General features: G+C 69.5%; 14 protein-coding genes. 8 read left to right on the top strand and 6 right to left on the bottom strand.

The features are described from left to right. Positions 1-64 precede the first annotated feature (64 nt). The 6 genes from ACN26Y_RS24915 to ACN26Y_RS24940 all read right to left on the bottom strand — a co-directional run bounded on the left by ACN26Y_RS24915 (position 65) and on the right by ACN26Y_RS24940 (position 7,864). Positions 65-973, bottom strand: a complete 909-nt coding sequence (locus tag ACN26Y_RS24915) for an oligopeptide/dipeptide ABC transporter ATP-binding protein (protein ID WP_230688759.1) — start codon at positions 971-973, stop codon at positions 65-67. Positions 974-1,083: 110 nt separating this feature from the next. Continuing rightward, positions 1,084-2,139, bottom strand: coding sequence for an ABC transporter ATP-binding protein (locus ACN26Y_RS24920; protein WP_155332590.1), 1,056 nt, complete (start codon positions 2,137-2,139; stop codon positions 1,084-1,086). Next, the gene (locus ACN26Y_RS24925; RefSeq protein WP_230688760.1) at positions 2,129-3,031 is read right to left on the bottom strand and encodes an ABC transporter permease; all 903 of its coding nucleotides are present in this window, start codon (positions 3,029-3,031) and stop codon (positions 2,129-2,131) included. The genes ACN26Y_RS24920 and ACN26Y_RS24925 overlap by 11 nt, the downstream gene beginning before the upstream one ends. Before the next feature lies 1 nt (position 3,032). After that, positions 3,033-3,992, bottom strand: a complete 960-nt coding sequence (locus tag ACN26Y_RS24930; RefSeq protein WP_155332591.1) for an ABC transporter permease — start codon at positions 3,990-3,992, stop codon at positions 3,033-3,035. A 30-nt stretch (positions 3,993-4,022) separates the two neighbouring features. Next, positions 4,023-5,642 carry an ABC transporter substrate-binding protein gene (locus tag ACN26Y_RS24935; protein WP_155332592.1) on the bottom strand — a complete coding sequence of 540 codons (1,620 nt, stop codon included), beginning with the start codon at positions 5,640-5,642 and terminating at the stop codon, positions 4,023-4,025. Between the two features lie 188 nt (positions 5,643-5,830). Then, entirely contained in the window at positions 5,831-7,864 is a 2,034-nt protein-coding gene (locus ACN26Y_RS24940) for a CocE/NonD family hydrolase (RefSeq protein WP_422733619.1), read from the bottom strand. A gap of 163 nt (positions 7,865-8,027) precedes the next feature. Here ACN26Y_RS24940 and ACN26Y_RS24945 point away from each other — a divergent pair, with 163 nt between their 5' ends. The 8 genes from ACN26Y_RS24945 to ACN26Y_RS24980 all read left to right on the top strand — a co-directional run bounded on the left by ACN26Y_RS24945 (position 8,028) and on the right by ACN26Y_RS24980 (position 17,573). Beyond that, a complete protein-coding gene (locus ACN26Y_RS24945; RefSeq protein WP_422733620.1) occupies positions 8,028-8,819 on the top strand; it encodes an IclR family transcriptional regulator in 792 nt (263 codons plus the stop codon). A 101-nt stretch (positions 8,820-8,920) separates the two neighbouring features. Further along, positions 8,921-9,991, top strand: coding sequence for an aminotransferase class V-fold PLP-dependent enzyme (locus ACN26Y_RS24950; protein ID WP_230688761.1), 1,071 nt, complete (start codon positions 8,921-8,923; stop codon positions 9,989-9,991). A 43-nt stretch (positions 9,992-10,034) separates the two neighbouring features. Further along, positions 10,035-12,428 carry a transketolase-like TK C-terminal-containing protein gene (locus ACN26Y_RS24955; RefSeq protein WP_422733621.1) on the top strand — a complete coding sequence of 798 codons (2,394 nt, stop codon included), beginning with the start codon at positions 10,035-10,037 and terminating at the stop codon, positions 12,426-12,428. 311 nt (positions 12,429-12,739) lie between these two features. Next, positions 12,740-13,852: an acyl-CoA dehydrogenase family protein gene (locus ACN26Y_RS24960; protein WP_155332596.1), complete on the top strand. Its 1,113-nt coding sequence runs from the start codon at positions 12,740-12,742 to the stop codon at positions 13,850-13,852. Beyond that, positions 13,852-15,120, top strand: coding sequence for a CaiB/BaiF CoA transferase family protein (locus ACN26Y_RS24965; RefSeq protein ID WP_422733623.1), 1,269 nt, complete (start codon positions 13,852-13,854; stop codon positions 15,118-15,120). Before ACN26Y_RS24960 ends, ACN26Y_RS24965 begins: the two co-directional genes overlap by 1 nt. After that, entirely contained in the window at positions 15,111-15,917 is an 807-nt protein-coding gene (locus ACN26Y_RS24970) for a hypothetical protein (protein ID WP_230688762.1), read from the top strand. Before ACN26Y_RS24965 ends, ACN26Y_RS24970 begins: the two co-directional genes overlap by 10 nt. Further along, positions 15,914-16,672, top strand: coding sequence for an SDR family oxidoreductase (locus tag ACN26Y_RS24975; protein ID WP_155332598.1), 759 nt, complete (start codon positions 15,914-15,916; stop codon positions 16,670-16,672). The genes ACN26Y_RS24970 and ACN26Y_RS24975 overlap by 4 nt, the downstream gene beginning before the upstream one ends. Beyond that, a complete protein-coding gene (locus ACN26Y_RS24980; protein ID WP_230688763.1) occupies positions 16,665-17,573 on the top strand; it encodes a 2-hydroxy-3-oxopropionate reductase in 909 nt (302 codons plus the stop codon). The genes ACN26Y_RS24975 and ACN26Y_RS24980 overlap by 8 nt, the downstream gene beginning before the upstream one ends. Positions 17,574-17,583 lie beyond the last annotated feature (10 nt).

Here is a 17,583-nt window from a genome sequence, read left to right on the forward strand (position 1 = left end):
TCGTCCTTCCGCGTCGGGGACTGGTCGGCTGGCACGGGGCAGGATCTGCCCCCCGGCGTACCTGTCACACTGGCGTCCCGGCGGCTCTGATCTTCGGCGAGAGGTGACAGCTCGCGAGGTGTCCTGCATCGACCTCGGCGAGTGGCGGCACTTCACGGCAGACGGCTTCGGCAAAGCGGCAGCGGGGGTGGAAGCTGCACCCCGATGGCGGGTTCTTCGGGCTCGGGATCTCCCCGGGCAGCAGCAACCGCCGCCGTCCCTGCCGGCGATGCGGGTCGGGCTCGGACACCGAGTCGAGCAGGGCCCGTGTGTACGGGTGGGCCGGGGCATCCAGCACCTGCTCGGCGGGGCCGATCTCCGCGACCCGGCCGAGGTACATCACGGCCAGCCGGTCGGCCAGGTAGTCGACGATCCGCAGGTTGTGCGTGATGACCAGGTAGGTCAGGCCGTGGCTGGCCCGCAGCGAACGCAACAGGCTCAGGATCTTTGCCGCGGCGGACACGTCGAGGCCGGCCGTCGGCTCGTCCGCAACCAGGAAGTCGGGGTGCAGCGACAAGGCCCGCGCGATGCCGATCCGGCGGGCCTGCCCGCCGGAGAGCTCATGCGGGTACTTCTGTGCGAGCGCTGCCGACAGTTCGACCATCTCCAGCAGCTCAGCGACCGAGTAGCGCTGCTCTGCCGGCACGTCGTGAATCCGGTACGGCTCGCTGAGCAGCTCCGATACGCGAAGCCGCGGGGACAGGCTGCCGTGCGGGTCCTGGAAGATCATTTGCATCTTCGGCCGTAGTCGGCGGAACTCGGCTCCCCGAAGCCCGGTGATGTCCCGCCCCTGGAAGAAGATCTGCCCGTGTGTCGCGGGGGCCAGTCGCAGGATGGCGCGGCCCAGCGTCGTCTTGCCCGATCCGGACTCCCCCACGAGGCAGACCACCTCGCCGCGGCGGATGTCCAGGTCGACGCCGTCGACAGCGCGCACCGCACCAGGCTGCCGGCCGCGTAGGCGCTGGAACCACCACTGCCGGTCGACGTAGTGGGTCCGCAGCCCCCGGACGCTGACGATGGGGTCCGGCCGGTCGTGGTCGTTGGTCACGGCTGTTCCTTCCGCCCGGCGCTCGCCACGTTCGGCTGGCGCAGGTTGGCGTGCCCGGATTCGGCGTCGTAGAGGCGGCAGCGCACCCGCTGCCCCGTCACCTCGACGTATCGGGGCCGCTGCTCTTCGCAGCGGGGTTCGGCGTGCGCGCACCGGTTCGCGAACGCGCAGCCTTCGGGCAGCTCGGCGAGGGACGGCACCCGTCCCGGGATCGTCGGGAGCTCGGACCCTCGCCACCGCCGCGACGGGACGGACGCCAGCAGCGCTTCGGTGTAAGGGTGCCGCGGATGGTCGAACAGGTCCGTCACCGTGGCCGCCTCGACGGCCCGCCCGGCGTACATCACCACGACCCGGTCGCACATCTGGGCCACGACCCCGAGGTCATGGGTGATGAACAGGATGGCGGTCCCGCGTTCGTCGCGCAGGTCGCACAGCAACTGAAGGATCTGTGCTTCGAGGGTCACGTCCAGCGCCGAGGTGACTTCGTCGGCGATCAGCAGCGCCGGTTCCAGCAGGAGCGCCATCGCGATCATGATGCGCTGGCGTTGACCACCGGAGAACTCGTGCGGGTACGACCGGAGGCGGGCCGCCGAGTCGGGAATACCGACCCGCTCCAGCATCTCGACGATGCGGCGCCGAGCCGCCGCGCGGTCCGCCCGCGCCGGGGAGTGGGCGCGCAGCACATCGCGCATCTGGCTGCCGATCGTCAGGGTGGGGTTGAGGCTCGTCAGCGGATCCTGGAAGACCATGGAGATCTCGCTGCCCCGCAGCCGCCTGCGCTCTTCCGGCCCCAGCGTGAACAGGTCGCGTCCCCGGTAGAGCGCCCGCCCGCCGGTCACCTCGCCGTTCGGGGGCAGCAGCCCGAGGAGCGCGGCCGACAGGGTCGACTTGCCGCAGCCCGATTCCCCGACGATGCCGATGATCTCGCCTGGGCGGGCCGTGATGGTCACGTCCTGCAGGGCGGCGAGGGCGCGCCCCTGCGAGTGGTACGTGACGTCCAGACCGTCGACCTCGAGCAGGTACGGGTCGTTGATGCGAGCGTCATCGGTCATAGCGCAACCCCTTGGCTCCGGAGAGGCGTGGATCGGAGACATCGCGCAGGGTTTCGCCGAGCGTGGTGAACCCGATGGTGGTCAGCACGAGCGCCAGTGCCGTCCAGAGCACGGCCCACGGCGCCTCGTACACGTCTGCGAAGCCGTCGCTCAGGATGACGCCCCACGACGGCGTCGGCGGCTGTACGCCCATGCCGAGGAACGACAGGCCCGCCTCGACCGTGATGGCGCTCGGGATGTTCATCGCCAGCAGGATGAACAGCGGCGCGATGACGTTGGGCAGCACGTGTACGCCGATGATCCGCAGGGTGCTGGCGCCCAGGGACCGTTCGGCCTCGATGAACGGGCTCTGCCGCAGGGCGAGGACGGATGCCCGGGTCACGCGTGCCGACTGCGGTGCGAAGGTGATGGCGACGACGATGACGAGGTTGGTCAGCGAGGGGCCGAGCACAGCGACGAGCACCAGCGCGAGCACGACCGACGGGAACGCCTGGATCGTGTCCATGAACACGACCACCGCGTTGTCCACCCACCCGCCCAGGTACCCGGCGACGAGCCCCAGTAGGAGTCCGAGCACGAGTGCGGCGCAGACGGCGGGGAGTGCCACGGCGAGTTCGACGCGGACGCCGAGCAGGATTCTCGACAGCAGGTCCCGGCCGAGCCCGTCGGTGCCGAGCAGGTGGCTGCCGGACGGGCCCTGGAGCCGGTTGGGGATGTCCTGTACCGCTCCGTCGTAGGGAACGATGTACGGGGCGAACACGGCGACGAGCACGAGTGCGGCGACGACCGCCATGCCGAAGGCGCCGGCGGGGCGCCGGACAAGGCGCCCGAGCAGCGGACGTACGCCTGTCGAGGGGCGCGTCTCCAGGTCGGGTGCGGAAGCGATGGTCACGTCAGGCTCCTACCGCAGAGTCCTCGACACGGATCCGTGGGTCCACCAGCCGGTAGGACAGGTCCGCGAGAAGGTTCGTGAGGACATAGAACAGCGCGATCACCAGGACGGCTCCTTGAACGATGGGGAAGTTCCGCTCGGAGATCGCTTCCACGGTGAGCCGCCCGAGTCCCGGTCGGGAGAAGATGATCTCGACGAGGACGGCGCCGCCGAGCAGGTCGGCGAGGCCCGAGCTGAGCACGGCGACCGTGGGGATGATGGCGTTCTTCAACGCCCACTTGTAGAAGATGATCCGGTCGCGCACACCGAACGCCCGAGAGGTGCGCACGTAGTTCGAGCCGAGCACCGACAGCATGCTGGTGCGCACGAGCCGTGCCACGTATCCGATCCAGGCGATCGCCAGCGCGCACGCCGGCAGTACCAGGTGCGTGGCGTAGTCCAGAGGGTTCGCGAAGCTGCCCGTGCCGAGCGCCGGTAGCACGTCCAGTTGGACGGCGAAGACGATCAGCAGCAGCAGTGCGGCGATGTAGGACGGCATCGTGATGAACCCGATGGACAGCAGGGCCATGGCCCGGTCGGCCAGCGAGTTCTGCCGCCGGGCGGCGTAGACGCCGAGTGGGATACCGACGAGCGCCGCGAGGCCCAGCGCAGTGATCGCAAGCACCACGGTATGCGGGATGGCCTCCGCGATCAGCTGCGTGACCGGCGTGCGGGACAAGAAGTCCAGGCCGAGATCGCCGCGCAGGGCGCCCACGACGAAGTCCCACACCTGGACTGGGATGGGATCGTCGAGCCCCATCTCCGCGCGGACGACCTCGACCTGGGCCGGCGTGGCCTGTGGCCCGAGGACGATCTCGACCGGATCCCCGGGCACCAGGTGCACGAGGAGGGAGAGGAAGGTCATCACGGTGAGCACGACGACGACCGTCATGCCCAGCCGTTTGAGCAGGTACGTGGCCACTGGTTGTCTCCGGTTGCTGTCGGTGCGGTCCTAGGCGTCTCGGCCGAAGGTCCAGGGGATGAAGTCTCCGTCGGGGCGGATCGGCGTCTTCAGGCCCTTGCGCTTGCCGAGGAACGCCGTCGGCCACGCCACCCACAGCGCCACCGCGTCCTCATCCATGAGCTGCTGCATCCGGATGTACATGTCGTTGCGCTTTGCGGGATCGCGTTCGACGAGCGCCTCGTTGTGCAGGCGGGTGAACTCCTTGTTGTCCCAGCTCATCCAGTTCCACTCGCCGACCTGGTCGCTGGTGAACCACTTCGTCGACCAGGACGGGTCGGGCTTGGTGGAGTAGCTCATGTAGAAGAGCTGCTTCTGGGCGTTCGCCTCCGGGGTGGCCTGGTTGAAGACACCGCCCTCCTGGACGAGCACCTTCACGTCGAAGCCCACCTCGTTGAGGTTGGCCTGCACGATCTCGGCGACCTTGGGCCCGCCAGGCGTTCCGCTCGACACCGACATCTCGATCTTCATGCCCTGCGCGCCGGCCTTGGCCAGGAACTCCTTGGCCTTGGCCAGATCGCGCTGATAGACGGGCGCGCCCTTCCAGTAGCCGATCGGCATGCCGGGCGCGACGATCCCGGTCGCCCGGGTCCATTGGCCGTTGAAGGCACCGGCGATGATGGCGGGAACGTCGATGCCGTGGATAACCGCCAGCCGCACGTCCTTGTTCTTGAAGTTCGGGTGGGCGGTGTTGATGCCGATCCAGTTGTAGCGCAGCGATGTCTTGTCGATGACCTCGAAGCTGCGGTTCTTCTTGATCCGCGCGACCGCCGCCGGTCCCAGCACGGCGAAGTCGAGCTCGTCGGTCTCCAGCGCGATGGTCGTAGGGTTGTCCTCGGCGATGACGACGAACCGGAGCTCTTCCCACAGCGGCTTGCCCGCGTAGTCGGCGGCGCCACCGTAGTTCGCGAACTTCTTGAGCACGACGTGCTGGTTGCGCTTCCACTCGACGAACTCGTACGGGCCCGTGCCGATCGGGCTGGTGCCGAATGCCTCGCCCCGCTCCTCGACCGCACGCTTCGAGACGATCTCACCCGAGCCGACCGGCAGGGTCGTGGCGAGCAGCGGAGCGAACGGCTCCTTCAGCACAATCGTCCCGCTGTACTTGTCGTGGACCTCGACGCCCTTGAGGGTGGCCCAGTCCGACTTGTATGACGACTTGATCTTCGGCTCGGTCAGCCCGGCGATCCGCTCGTACGAGAACTTGACGTCCTCGGCCGTCAGCTCGCCGTAGCCGCCGTGGAACTGGATTCCCTTCTTCAGGGTGAAGTTGTAGCGCAGCCCGTCACTGGATGGTTCGAACGTCTCCGCCAACTCGTTGGCCAGCTCGAACGTGTCCGGCCGGTAGGTCACCAGGTGCTGAAAGATGTTGGCCCGGACGGTCGTGTTGGTGTGCCCGGCGTTGAACGCCGGGTCCAGGTTTGAGATGTCGTCGTCGAGGTGGATCCGCAGCAGCTTGGTCGAGATGTCAGCCCCGGCCCCGTCCTCGCCGCCGCAGGCGGCCAGCAGCGAACTCACCCCGGCGAGAGAGACGCCGAGCGCCGAGAACTTGAGCAGATTGCGGCGGCTCAGACCGCCGGGAGTCCGGTTACCGATGTTGCTCGCGTCCATGATCTCCACCTTCGAAACTGTGCAGCTGGCAGGGAAGGCCGGGCCCAGGAACCGTTGCGGTGTCACGCAGTGGGGTCGCCCCCGTGACGGACTCAACAGTGTGACGCAGACGACCCGCTTGTTCCGCTGAGATGAAAGCAGTTCTACCCAGCGAAAGTCAACGGTCTTGTCAGTGTCATCTGGGGCAGTTAGCAGTGGTCACGGGGCACCTCGAAGTCGCGGGTGCTCTCGAAGACCCGTCGGTCGCTCTCGAAGGCATTCACGGTGTTCGTCACCCGGAAGTTCTCGAGGTCTGCCGTCATGACGCTGTGGGCCTCGATACGGATACGCCAGCCGTCGCGGGCCAGATGGTAGGTCGTTTCACTGCTCACCCTGGCCGAGAGTGGGTCGCCCTCAGTGATCGCGTACGTCTCGAGCCTGGACCGCCGTTTCGCGAGCCCGGTGGTGGTCACGGTCGTGTCGTCCTCCGACCTGCGCAGGATTTCCACCGTCCCGGTCGCCAGGTCGCGGACGATCACCCGCCCGCCGGCGGGGTCTTGGGGGTTGGACACCACGGGCGCCGGCGCCGCCGTCTCGGGCTCGCCGAAGGCCGCCAGCTGCCCGTCCTCCGGCCGAGGGGTGCGTACCGGCAGGTCCAGCCGCGTCGATCCGCCGGTGAACAGCGACAACGCGAACTGCTCCGGGGGCGGCCACACCCATGGCCAGTAGGAGGACGAGACGGCCAGTCGCAGCCGGTGCCCCGCCGGCACCGCCTGGGCGATGGCGTTCATCGACACGGTGACCTCGTACCGCCGGCCAGGTTTGAGGGCCCGAGGATGCTCGTGGCCATCGGCGTGGCTGAGGTTGAGCACACCGCGCGTGACGAGCAGCGACGAGCCGTCCGGCGCGACGTCACACAGCCGGACGACCACCGTGGCGAGCGGCCGCGACGAGGCCAGCGAGAGCGTGACCTCGGGGAAGCCGAAGATCTCGATCCGGTCCGCCAGCGGCTTTGTGTCGAAGCACAGCGACCGGGCGTCCTCGGCCCGCTGGTCCAACGGGAGGTCGGCCGCACCGCCGGCCGGACACCAGTCGCCGGCATCCAGGCCGACGAGCTGAGTCCCGTCGATCTCCAGGCGCCGCTCCGCGACCGGGTGGTCGACCAGCGCCCCCGCATCCAGCATGTACGCCAGGCGCTGGTCGTCTGTCCGGGGCCAGGACGGTTCGGCCACCCACCGCCCGGGACGCACGTCGTAGGCGGGACGGGGCGGCACGGGCTCCTGCATCCAGGCGCGCAGCATGGGCTCGTCCATGATCCCGGTGTCGACGCCCTTGAGCCAGTGGTCCCACCAGCGCAGGCACTCCTGGAGGAACCCGATCGCAGGGCCGGGTACGCCGGACTCCGGATACTGGTGGCCCCACGGGCCGATCAGTGCCTTGCGCGGACCGGGGAGGCCGGCGAGCAGGCGCGGGATCGCGTCCGAGTATGCGTCCGCCCAGCCACCGACGGCGTATACCGGGCACTCGATCGCCGAGTAGTCCTCACAGACGGAACCGTGCTTCCAGTAGTCGTCCCGTCGCTGGTGGGTGAGCCAGGCCTCGACGAACGGCGGGCTGCCCTCCAGCCGCTCCAGCCACATCTCTCGCCAGCGCTCGCCGGCCACGGCCGGGTCCGGCGGCAGCGCGTTGAAGCCGAGCATGGTCGACGCCCAGGGCAGCATCTTCGAGGCGAGAACGGTGCCGCCCAGGTAGTGGACGTCGTCGGCGTACCGGTCGTCGGTGGAACAGACGGTGATGATCGCGCCGAGCTCCGCGGGGCGGTGAGCCGCGATCTGAAGCCCGTTGAACCCGCCCCACGACTTGCCGATGATCCCGACCCTTCCGGTGCACCAGGGCTGCTCGGCCAACCAGCCGAGCACCTCCAGCGCGTCGTCCTGCTCCTGGGCGAGGTACTCGTCCAGGAGCACGCCCTCGGACTCGCCGCTGCCACGCATGTCCACCCGGACCGCGGCGTAGCCGTGCCCGGCGAAGTACGGATGCATCTGCGAGTCCCGTACGACCGTGCCATCGCCCTTGCGGTACGGGATGTACTCCAGGATCGCGGGGACCGGATCGGAGGACGCGTCCACGGGGAGCCACACCCGGGCGGATAGCCGGACGCCGTCACGCATCGAAATCCAGACGTGATCGATCACGTCGACCGGACGATCGAAGTGGGTCTTGATCCTACGGGCTCGTGCCATGCCGCCCCTCTGTCCTTCGCCCGCCCGTATCCGCCGCTCACGGCACCACGAGGTCGTCGAAGCGGGCCCGACGGAGGGCTTCTGCTGGCGACCGGGGGTCGGCTACTTTGACGTTCCACGTTGGTTGACAACGGGCGGGCACTAGTAGAGCATTTCCGGCGAGATGAAATCAGTTCAAGCCAGCGAAAGTCAACACGTTGAGTCACTCGGTCGAGTGCTCGACGTGCTGGAACTGTTCACGGCGGGCGGGCCGGAGTTGTCGCTCACCGACATCGCCGAACGGCTCAAGTGGCCGACGCCAACCGCGCATCGGGTCGTTTCGACGTTGCTGGCGCGCGGATTCCTGGCACGAGACCCGCGCACCAAGCGCCTGCGCATCGGCATGAGCGTCATGCGGCTGGTCGGGCCGCTCATGTCCGGCCTGGCGCTGCCCGACCTCGCCCAGCCGTTCCTGCGCACCCTGGCGCAGGACACCGGCGAGACGGTCAACCTCGCCGTTCTCGATGGCGCGGAGGTTCTCTACCTTGCCTCAGCGCCGGGCAGCTTCCTGCTGCGGGTCGACACGACACCGGGGCTGCGCACCCCGGCGCACTGCACCGCGCTCGGCAAGTGCATGCTCGCCCAACTCGATCCGGCCGACGCTCAGCAGCAGCTCGGCGGGGCGCCGTACGTGGCGCGCACGGATCGCAGCGTCCAGTCCTGGGAGCAGCTCGCCGCCCAGCTCGACACCATCCGCAGCGATGGCTTCGCGCTCTCGCTGGAGGAGTACGAGGCGGGTCTTAACTCCTGCGCGGTGCCCGTACCGACCCACAACGGGGTGATCGCGGCGATCAACATCGCCGCGTCCGCGATCCGGGTCCCTGCCCAGGACCTGGTGACCACGTTCGTCCCCCGGCTGAAGGCGACCGCCGAGGCCATCGCGCGCGCCCAAGGACTCGAGCCGGACAACCCATGAGCACCAGTGCTGTCGCCCTCGACGACCTGCACGACCAGTTCCTCCTGGACCCCAGCCTCGTCCACCTGAACCACGGGGGGTTCGGTGCCTGCCCGAGGCCCGTGTTCGACGCCCATCAGCGTTGGCAGCGTGACCTCGAACGCCACCCGTCCGCGCTGCTCTCCCACGGCTATGGCGCACTGATGGAGGGCGTGCGCGAGCGCCTCGCCGAATTTCTCGGCTGCGCCGCGCGCGACGTGGTCCTCGTCCAGAACACGACGGCCGGTCTGAACGCCGTCGCTCGCTCGCTGCGGCTCCGACCCGGCGACGAGGTGCTGGCGACCGACCACGAGTACGAGGCGATGGACCTGCTGTGGCAGCACGTCTGCGCCGAGGCCGGTGCCCGCTACATCCGTCACCGTCTGCCGCTGCCCGTCGAGGACCAGGACGACCTGGTCGAGGCCGTGTGGTCGGCGGTCGGCCCGGCCACGCGCGTAATCTTTCTCAGCCACATCACTTCCAAGACCGCCATCACCCTGCCGGTGGCAGAGATCTGCCGGCGTGCCCGGGCCGCCGGGATCATGACCGTGGTCGATGGGGCGCACGCACCCGGACAGCTCCACCTGCGGCTCGACGCGCTCGGCGCGGACGTGTACGCGGCTAGTTGTCACAAGTGGCTATGCGGGCCGCGGGGCACCGGCTTCCTCTACGTCCGCCCGGAGTACCAGTCCGGCATCCTGGCGCCGCTGATCAGCCACGGCTCCCAGCCGGGGTCGACCTTCCTGGAACGCCACCGGTGGCAGGGCACGCGCGATCCGAGCGCGTTCCTGGCGCTGCCGACCGCCATCGACTGCCAGCAGACCCAGGCGTGGGAGGCCGCCCGGCGCCGTAGTCACGAGCTGGCGCGGGCCGTTCGCGCGGCGGTCAGCGGACTGTTTCGCCTCGAGCCGTTCACGCCGGACTCCGATGACTGGTTCGTCCAGATGGTCTCGGTGCCGCTGCCGCCGTGCGACAGCGAGGCGATGCGGCGCCGGCTGTTGACCGAACATCGGGTCGACGCGCCGGTGCGTGACTGGGCCGGCGGATCACTGATCCGCGTCTCGGTGCACGCCTACAACACCCTCGACGACCTTGACCGTCTGGTCGACGCGCTCGACGCACTCTTTGCCACCCCTCGCGCCGCCCGACGGTAACGCGCGTACCCACCCGTCCGAGCCCCCGAGAGGATTGGGCCCGATGACCGACATCCAGGAACTTTCTGCCCTAACCCTGACCCACCAGGCCGCCCTCGACATCGATGTCCTCGACGAGATCCAACGGCGCGCGCTGTGGCTGGCCACCCGCACCGTGGATGCGGCCAACCACGACCGGGACACCGGTGACGGGGTCAAGGTCGGCGGGCACCAGGCGTCGAGCGCCTCGCTCGTGTCGGTGATGACGGCGTTGTGGTTCGCGCATCTGGACGCCGCGGACCGGGTGAGCGTGAAACCGCACGCGTCGCCGGTCTTCCACGCCATCCAGTACCTGCTCGGCAACCTCGACCGGTCCTACCTCACCACGCTACGGGCCCGCGGCGGGCTGCAGTCGTACCCGTCGCGGACCAAGGACCCCGACGACGTCGACTTCTCCACCGGATCCGTCGGCCTGGGCGCAGCCGCACCGCTGTTCGCCGCGGTGACCCGTCGTTACGTCGACGCGCATTTCGGCGCCCGGCCGCGGTCGCGTTTCGTCGCCCTGATGGGCGACGCCGAGCTCGACGAGGGAAACGTGTGGGAGGCGATCGCCGATCCCTCCACCCAAGGGCTCGGCGACGTCATGTGGGTGGTGGACTTCAACCGCCAGTCGCTGGACCGTGTGGTCCCCGGTGTGCGGGTCGGGCAGTGGAAGCAGCAGTTCGCTGCCGCCGGCTGGCACGTCGTCGAGGTGAAGTACGGTCGCCGAGCGCGCGCGGCGTTCCAACGTCCCGGCGGTGAGCGGCTGATGGCCTGGATCGACGCCATGCCGAACGAGCAATACCAGTCCCTGTTCGGGCTGGTCGGCCCCGATTTGCGCAAGCAGTTCCTCGACGGCGCCCCCAGCGAGGTGGAGTCCGTCATCGCGGACGTGGACGACACGGAACTGGCCGAGCTGATCACCGATCTTGGCGGCCACGATCTCCCGTCGCTCCTCGAGGCCTTCGCGGCCTGCGACGCCGAGACCGACCGGCCGAGCGTCGTCTTCGCCTACACGGTCAAGGGGTGGGGGCTGCCGATCGCCGGTAACCCGCGCAATCACTCGGCCCTGCTCTCCGGCGACCAGGTGGATGCGCTGCGCGCGTCGCTCGGACTCGACCGCGACAACGAGTGGGACCGGTTCGACCCGTCGACCCCCGCCGGTCGGTGGATCGCCGCCCGGCGCGCCCACCTGGCGCGGCCCTCCGTCAGCACGTCGCGACCGGTCCAGGTTCCGGCCAGCAGCGGGCTGCGCGCTGGAAGGCAGACGTCGACCCAGGAAGCCTTCGGCCGGGTCCTGAGCGAGCTGTCTCGAAACCGCGATGTCGCCCCGTACCTGGTGACCACGGCCCCCGACGTGGCCACGTCGACCAATCTTGCTGGCTTCATCAACCGCGCCGGCGTCTTCTCGCCGATCCAGCAGCGGCCGTGGAACACCGACCCGGTGCTGCGCTGGGCGGAGGGCCCGACCGGCCAGCACATCGAGCTCGGCATCAGCGAGATGAACCTCTTCCTGCTCCTCGGCCAGCTCGGACTGGCTCGGGAACTGTCGGACCAGCCAATGCTCCCCGTCGGCACCGTCTATGACCCGTTCGTCCTGCGCGGCTTGGACGCATTCATCTACTCGGTCTACTCCGGCGCCCGGTTCGTCGTGGCGGGAACACCGTCCGGGGTCACCCTGGCTCCCGAGGGTGGCGCCCACCAGTCAACGATCACGCCCAGCGTCGGGCTCGAACTGCCGAACACGACGTTCTTCGAGCCCGCCTACGCGACCGCCGTCGACTGGCTGCTCTGCGATTCGCTGCGCCGCATCGCCGCCGGCGATGGTGCCGGAGCCGAAACACCGCCGGAGGAATCCGGTGCCTATTACTTCCGGCTCACCACCCGGCCGCTGGACCAAGCACCGTTCGAGACGGCGCGGGCCCGAATGGGAGATGCGGTGCTGCGACGCCAGGTCCTGTCCGGCGCCTACCGGCTGATCGACGCCAGCGACCTCGCCGCACGTGGCGCACCTCAGGTGCACCTGGTCGGTTCCGGGGCCGTCCTGCCCGAGGTCCTCGCTGCCGCCGCTGAACTCGCCGACGAGGGCATCGCCGCGCACGTCGTGGACGTGACGTCCCTGGATCGGCTCTACGGCGCGTGGCAGAGCTGCCTGCGGCAAGGCATCCGCTCCGCGCGGGTGCCCCCGGTTCCCGGAGTGCTGGCCACCGCCTTCCCGCATCGCGCGCCGGTGGTCACCGTCCACGATGCGGCCTCGCACGCGATGGCCTGGTTCGGGTCCGCGCTCGGCGTCGCGTGCGTACCGCTGGGGGTAGACGAATTCGGCCAGTCCGGCACGGTGCACGACCTGTACCAGCTGCACGACCTGCTGCCCGGCAGCATCGTCAACGCGGCACTGGCCGCGCTCGCGTTGCACTGAGCCGACAACTCCACCGTCGACGGCGTCGCATTCCCGCCGCCGCCGGGGCATCGCGACCCGGCTGGCCTTGACCGGTCGCAGCAGCGATCCTATGCTTCCGGTGTGCGAAAGGTGTTTCCGTTGATTGGAACATCCAAGCCGGTCCCTCCGCGGCTCGATCGCCGGTGCAGTTCCCGCCCACGGGGCTCGGCGTCGCGGGCAACTCACCACCGTTCCGACTCTGGCGGTGAAGCCTGCAGCCGGAGGGCTTCCGGACAGGCACATGCCCGGCACGGCATCAAAGCGACTGATTGGCGAGGAACGTTGTGGTGATGGGTGACCTGACAGACCGGGTGGAACAGTTCGCCGCCGCGTTGTCCGCAGTGCTCGCCGAGCGCGGCGAGAACAGGTACCAGGGCATGCCCTCCGACGCCGACTCGCGCTACGCGTACAAAGAAATGGGTAGCGCCGGGATGATCGGCCTGCACTGGCCGGAGCGCCTCGGCGGCCAAGGCCTGGACCCCCTGGACACGCTGTCCGTCGAGGAGCGTTTCGGCTACCACTGGCTCCCGCTGTCCAGCTACCTGCTCTCCGTCAAGACCATCGGCAACGTCATGCTCAAGTTCGCCACGCCGGAGTTGCTCGAACGGTTGCTGCCGCCAGTGGCGGCCGGCGACCTGGTGTTCTGCCAGGGCTTCTCCGAACCCGAGGCGGGCTCGGACCTCGCCTCGCTGCGCACGCGCGCGGTGCTGGACGGCGACCGGTTCATCGTCAACGGCCGCAAGATCTGGACGTCGAGCGCCGAATACTCGGACTGGATCTACCTCGCCGTCCGAACCGACCCCGAGCGGCCCCGGCACCGAGGGCTGTCCGTGCTCGTGGCCGACATCAACACCCCGGGCATCGAGGTGCGCGTACACGAGACACTCGGTGGTGGCACCCTCGGCGAGGTACTCCTCGAGGATGTGGAGATCCCGGCCGACCAGATCGTCGGTGAGCTGCACGGCGGGTGGAAGGTGCTCATGGGCACACTCGACTTCGAGCGGGTCACCAGCGAGAAGGTCGGTGTCGTCCACTGGCTGCTCGACCAGTTGGAGCCCCACTGCACGACGGCGGCGCACCGGCAGGCCCTGCGCCGGCTCCGCGGCGAAGCACAGGCCGCCCGGCTGCACGGGCGGCGGGCCACCGAGCTGCTCGCCCGCCAGCAGCCGGCGAGTAAGGCGTCGTCCATGGCGAAACTGTCGGTCGCCAAGCTGATGCAGAAATTGGCAGGCGTGGCAGTCGAGATCCTCGGGCCGCAGGCGCTCATCGAGTCCGGGGGCGACGGGCCGGTGGACGGTCGTATCGCTGCCTTCCACCGGGCCGCGGTGGCGACCACCATCGCCGGCGGCGCCTCGGATATCCAGCGTCGGGTCATCGCCCGCCAGGGGCTGGGCTGCGCCTGATGGAATCCACGACCACCGATCATGCGACCGCACCAACCCGGCGACTGCCGCTTGCCGGCGTCCGCGTGCTCGACTACGCCCAGTACGTGGCCGGCCCGCTGGCGACAATGCTGCTGGCGGACCTCGGCGCAGACGTCGTCAAGGTCGAAGGACCTCGCGGTGACGCGTGGCGCCACTACGAGCCGCACGCGCCCGGCCAGAGCAACTACTTCTACTCGCTCAACCGCAACAAGCGCTCGGTCATGCTGGACCTGAAGACGGCGGAGGGACGCGCGGCGAGCGATCGCCTGATCGCCACCGCGGACGCGGTCGTGCACAACCTGCCACCGGCCCGGGCGGAGTCGTTCGGGCTCGACCGGGACAATGTCCACCAACTGAACCCCCGCGCCGTCTGCGTGTCGATCTCCGCCTTCGGCAGCCAGGGCCCCGACTCTGGACGCCTCGGCTACGACCTGATCGCCCAGGCGCTCTCCGGCCTGCTCATGGCCGACGTCCGGGTCGGCGACGAGGTACCGCGCCGCTCCGGCGGGATCCCGATGGCCGACCTCACCACCGGACTGCTGGCCGCCATCAGCGTCCTGGCGGGGCTGCACCAGCGCGCCTCGGACGAGGCCCCAGGCATCGAGGTCTCGCTCCTGGGAGCGGCGCTCACCACCCAGGTGCAGCGGTTCGTGCGACGGGAGCGAGTGGAGGCGGACCGGGCGCCGTCGCGGCCGGTGACCCGCGCCGAGATCGACGCCATCGCCCGAGCCACCGCTGCCGCCGAGGAGCTGGAGCCCTACTACCGCTGCTACAAAACGGCGGACGGATACATCGCCCTGGCCTGCCTGAACGTGAGCCAGCGACGCCAGGTGCTGGACGTGCTGGGCCTCGACGACCCGTGGGTCGAGAACCCGCAGGCGGACCCGGCCAACCCGGCCGAGCGCTTGCACCGGGTCGCCACGCATCAGCGGTTCGTGGCCGCCTTCCGGCACCGGACGACCGCAGAGTGGATCACATTGCTCGGATCCCGGAACATCCCGGTCGGCGAGGTGCGCCAGCTCAGTCAGTTGTTCGACGACGAGCAGGTGCAGACCAACGGGCTCGTGCAGTGCGTGCACCAGCCCGGAACAGGACAGGTGCGGCTGCTGGGCAACCTGTTCATGATCGACGGCGTGGCCGCGCCTGCCCGACGGCACGCGCCGGGACTGGGTGAACACACCCACGAGGTGCTCGATTCGCTACCCACGATCCACACCACCGAAGGAGGTCGAGCGTCGTGTCGATGACCGAGGTCGCGGCATTCACGTCGTCCATCCGATCCATCGTCACCGACCATTGCTCTCCCGGCCCGTGGCGGCCCGGCAGCACTGACGACGACCGGCTGCCGGAGCTGCGAAAGCACCTGGGCAGCGCCGGTTGGTTCGACCTGGGCGAGGATCCGCAGGCCCTGCCGTTCCTGGGTCCGGCCGCAGTGGAGCTGGGCCGCGGCCTGGCCGCACTGCACGAACTCGATGCCCTGCTCGGCGGAAGCCCGTACGTGTCAGGAATGACCCGCTATGCCGAGCCCGGCGATCGCGCGATCGTGCCCGCCCGGGACGGCCTGCGGGTAGCGCACATCGCTGCGGTCCAACCGGTCCCCTACGGCGACAGCATCGCCGCCGGCCGCGCCCGAATCGACGGCGGCGAGTTGCTGGACCCGACCGACGCGGGCCGGCGAGAAGCCGCCTGGGTGACCGCGACCGTCGGGTACCTCGCCGGGCTTACCGCCGAAGCCCTGCGGCTGGCGCTGGAACACACGACGACCCGGCAGGCGTTCGGCGGGACGCTGGCCGGGCTGGACAGCGTCCAGCAACGGCTCGCCGACGCCGCCCTCTGCGCCGACGGCCTGCTGCTGCTGGCCGAGGGATCACCCGACCTGGACGCCCTGGCGTACGCAGGGCCGGCCGCGTGCGCTGCGGTGGCGGAATGCCACCAGGTGGTCGGGGCGATCGGCTACACCCTGGAGTTTCCGCTCCAGCGGTACTCACGGCGGGCACGGGCGATCCACCTGTGGGCCGACGCATGGATCGAGGCACGCTCATGAGCACCTTCGTCATCACCGGTGGCAGCGCCGGCATCGGGTTCGGCATCGCCCGCCGCCTCGGCCGCGACGGACACGACCTGGTCCTGGTCGCGCGCGGCGAGGAGCGGCTGGCCGAGGCGGAGCGCCGCCTGCGTGAGGAGGGCGTGAACTGCCGAAGCGCGGCCCTCGACGTGCGCGACGCAGAGGCCGTAGCGGCGCTGATCGACGGGCTGCCGGCGGTCGACGGTGTGGTCAACAACGCGGCCGGCAACTTCGCCTGCCCCACGGTCGATCTGTCGGCGAACGGCTTCCGGGCGGTCGTGGAGATCTCCCTGTACGGGACGTTCTTCCTGTCCCAGGCGCTGGCCCGACGGCTGATCGCCGAAGGGCGACCCGGCGCGATCCTGAACATCATCGCCACCTATGCGTGGACGGGCGCCCCTGCCGTGGCACACTCCGCAGCCGCGAAGGCGGCGATGCTTGCGTTCACCAAGTCCGTGGCCCGCGAATGGGGCCCACACGGGATCCGCGTGAACGCACTGGCGCCCGGCTTCGTCCCGACGTCGGAGGCCACCGCCAACATCCTGTCCGACGAGTCCGCGCAGGCCGCGATGCTGGACCTGATCCCGCTCGGCAGGTTCGCCGACGTCGACGACATCGCCGAATCCGCCGCGTTCCTGCTCAGCGAGCGGGCCGCGTACGTGACCGGCGCGGTGCTCACGGTCGACGGCGGCAGGTCACTGGGTGTTTCGATGCACCGCGCAAAGCATGACTAGCCGAACAGGAGAAACCGGAATGGCAACCAGGTTGGCGTTCATCGGACTCGGCATCATGGGCGCGCCGATGGCCGAGCATCTCGTCCGGGCCGGATTCGATGTCATCGGTTACAACCGGAGTCCCGCGAAGACCCGTCGCTTGGTGGAAGCCGGCGGCCGGGCCGCGACCAGCATCGCCGAAGCCGTCGCGGACGCCGACATCGTTTGTGTCATGGTGCCCGACTCGCCGGACGTACGGGAGGTGCTGGCCGGCACGGACGGCGTCTTCGACACTGCCCGGCTGGGAGCGCTTGTCATCGACTTCAGCAGCATCCGCCCCGACGTTAGCAAGGACCTGTGGCACCAGGCGAAGGCCAAGGGGCTTCGGCTGCTCGATGCGCCGGTCTCCGGAGGGCAGGCCGGCGCGGCGAGCGCCACACTGTCGATCATGGTCGGCGGGGAAGCTATAGACGTCGAGGCGGCTCAGCCGGTGTTCCAGGCAGTGGGCAGGACCATCGTCCACGTCGGCCCACCCGGCTCCGGTCAGACCGTGAAGGCGGCCAACCAACTCATCGTGGCCGGACACCTCGAGCTGCTGGCCGAGGCCATCGTCTTCCTCGACGCCTACGGCGTTGACACCAGGAAGGCGATGACCGTCCTGGGTGGTGGCCTCGCCGGCAGCGCCGTGCTGAACCAGAAGAGCGAGGGGATGCTGGCGCGATCGTTCCAGCCCGGATTCCGGGTGGAGTTGCATCACAAGGATCTGGGCATCGTCACGTCCGCCGCCCGGGAGGCGGGGGTGGTGATCCCGGTCGGGGCCGTGGTCGCGCAGCTGATGGCATCGCTCAAGGCCCAGGGCAACGCGGACGACGACCACTCCGCGCTGCTCAAGCTGCTCGAGCGACTGAACGGCCGGCAGTGAAGCCCGGGGA

The organism is Micromonospora sp. WMMD558 (assembly GCF_049315255.1).
GTDB lineage: Bacteria > Actinomycetota > Actinomycetes > Mycobacteriales > Micromonosporaceae > Micromonospora.

What these genes read in the sequence shown, in the direction of transcription:
- ACN26Y_RS24935 (WP_155332592.1), bottom strand. Translation starts at nt 5,642, where the DNA reads ATGGACGCGAGCAACATCGGTAACCGGACTCCCGGCGGTCTGAGCCGC.
- ACN26Y_RS24945 (WP_422733620.1), top strand. Translation starts at nt 8,028, where the DNA reads ATGAAATCAGTTCAAGCCAGCGAAAGTCAACACGTTGAGTCACTCGGT.
- ACN26Y_RS24975 (WP_155332598.1), top strand. Translation starts at nt 15,914, where the DNA reads ATGAGCACCTTCGTCATCACCGGTGGCAGCGCCGGCATCGGGTTCGGC.
- ACN26Y_RS24980 (WP_230688763.1), top strand. Translation starts at nt 16,665, where the DNA reads ATGACTAGCCGAACAGGAGAAACCGGAATGGCAACCAGGTTGGCGTTC.
- ACN26Y_RS24955 (WP_422733621.1), top strand. Translation starts at nt 10,035, where the DNA reads ATGACCGACATCCAGGAACTTTCTGCCCTAACCCTGACCCACCAGGCC.
- ACN26Y_RS24965 (WP_422733623.1), top strand. Translation starts at nt 13,852, where the DNA reads ATGGAATCCACGACCACCGATCATGCGACCGCACCAACCCGGCGACTG.
- ACN26Y_RS24920 (WP_155332590.1), bottom strand. Translation starts at nt 2,139, where the DNA reads ATGACCGATGACGCTCGCATCAACGACCCGTACCTGCTCGAGGTCGAC.
- ACN26Y_RS24960 (WP_155332596.1), top strand. Translation starts at nt 12,740, where the DNA reads ATGGGTGACCTGACAGACCGGGTGGAACAGTTCGCCGCCGCGTTGTCC.
- ACN26Y_RS24940 (WP_422733619.1), bottom strand. Translation starts at nt 7,864, where the DNA reads ATGGCACGAGCCCGTAGGATCAAGACCCACTTCGATCGTCCGGTCGAC.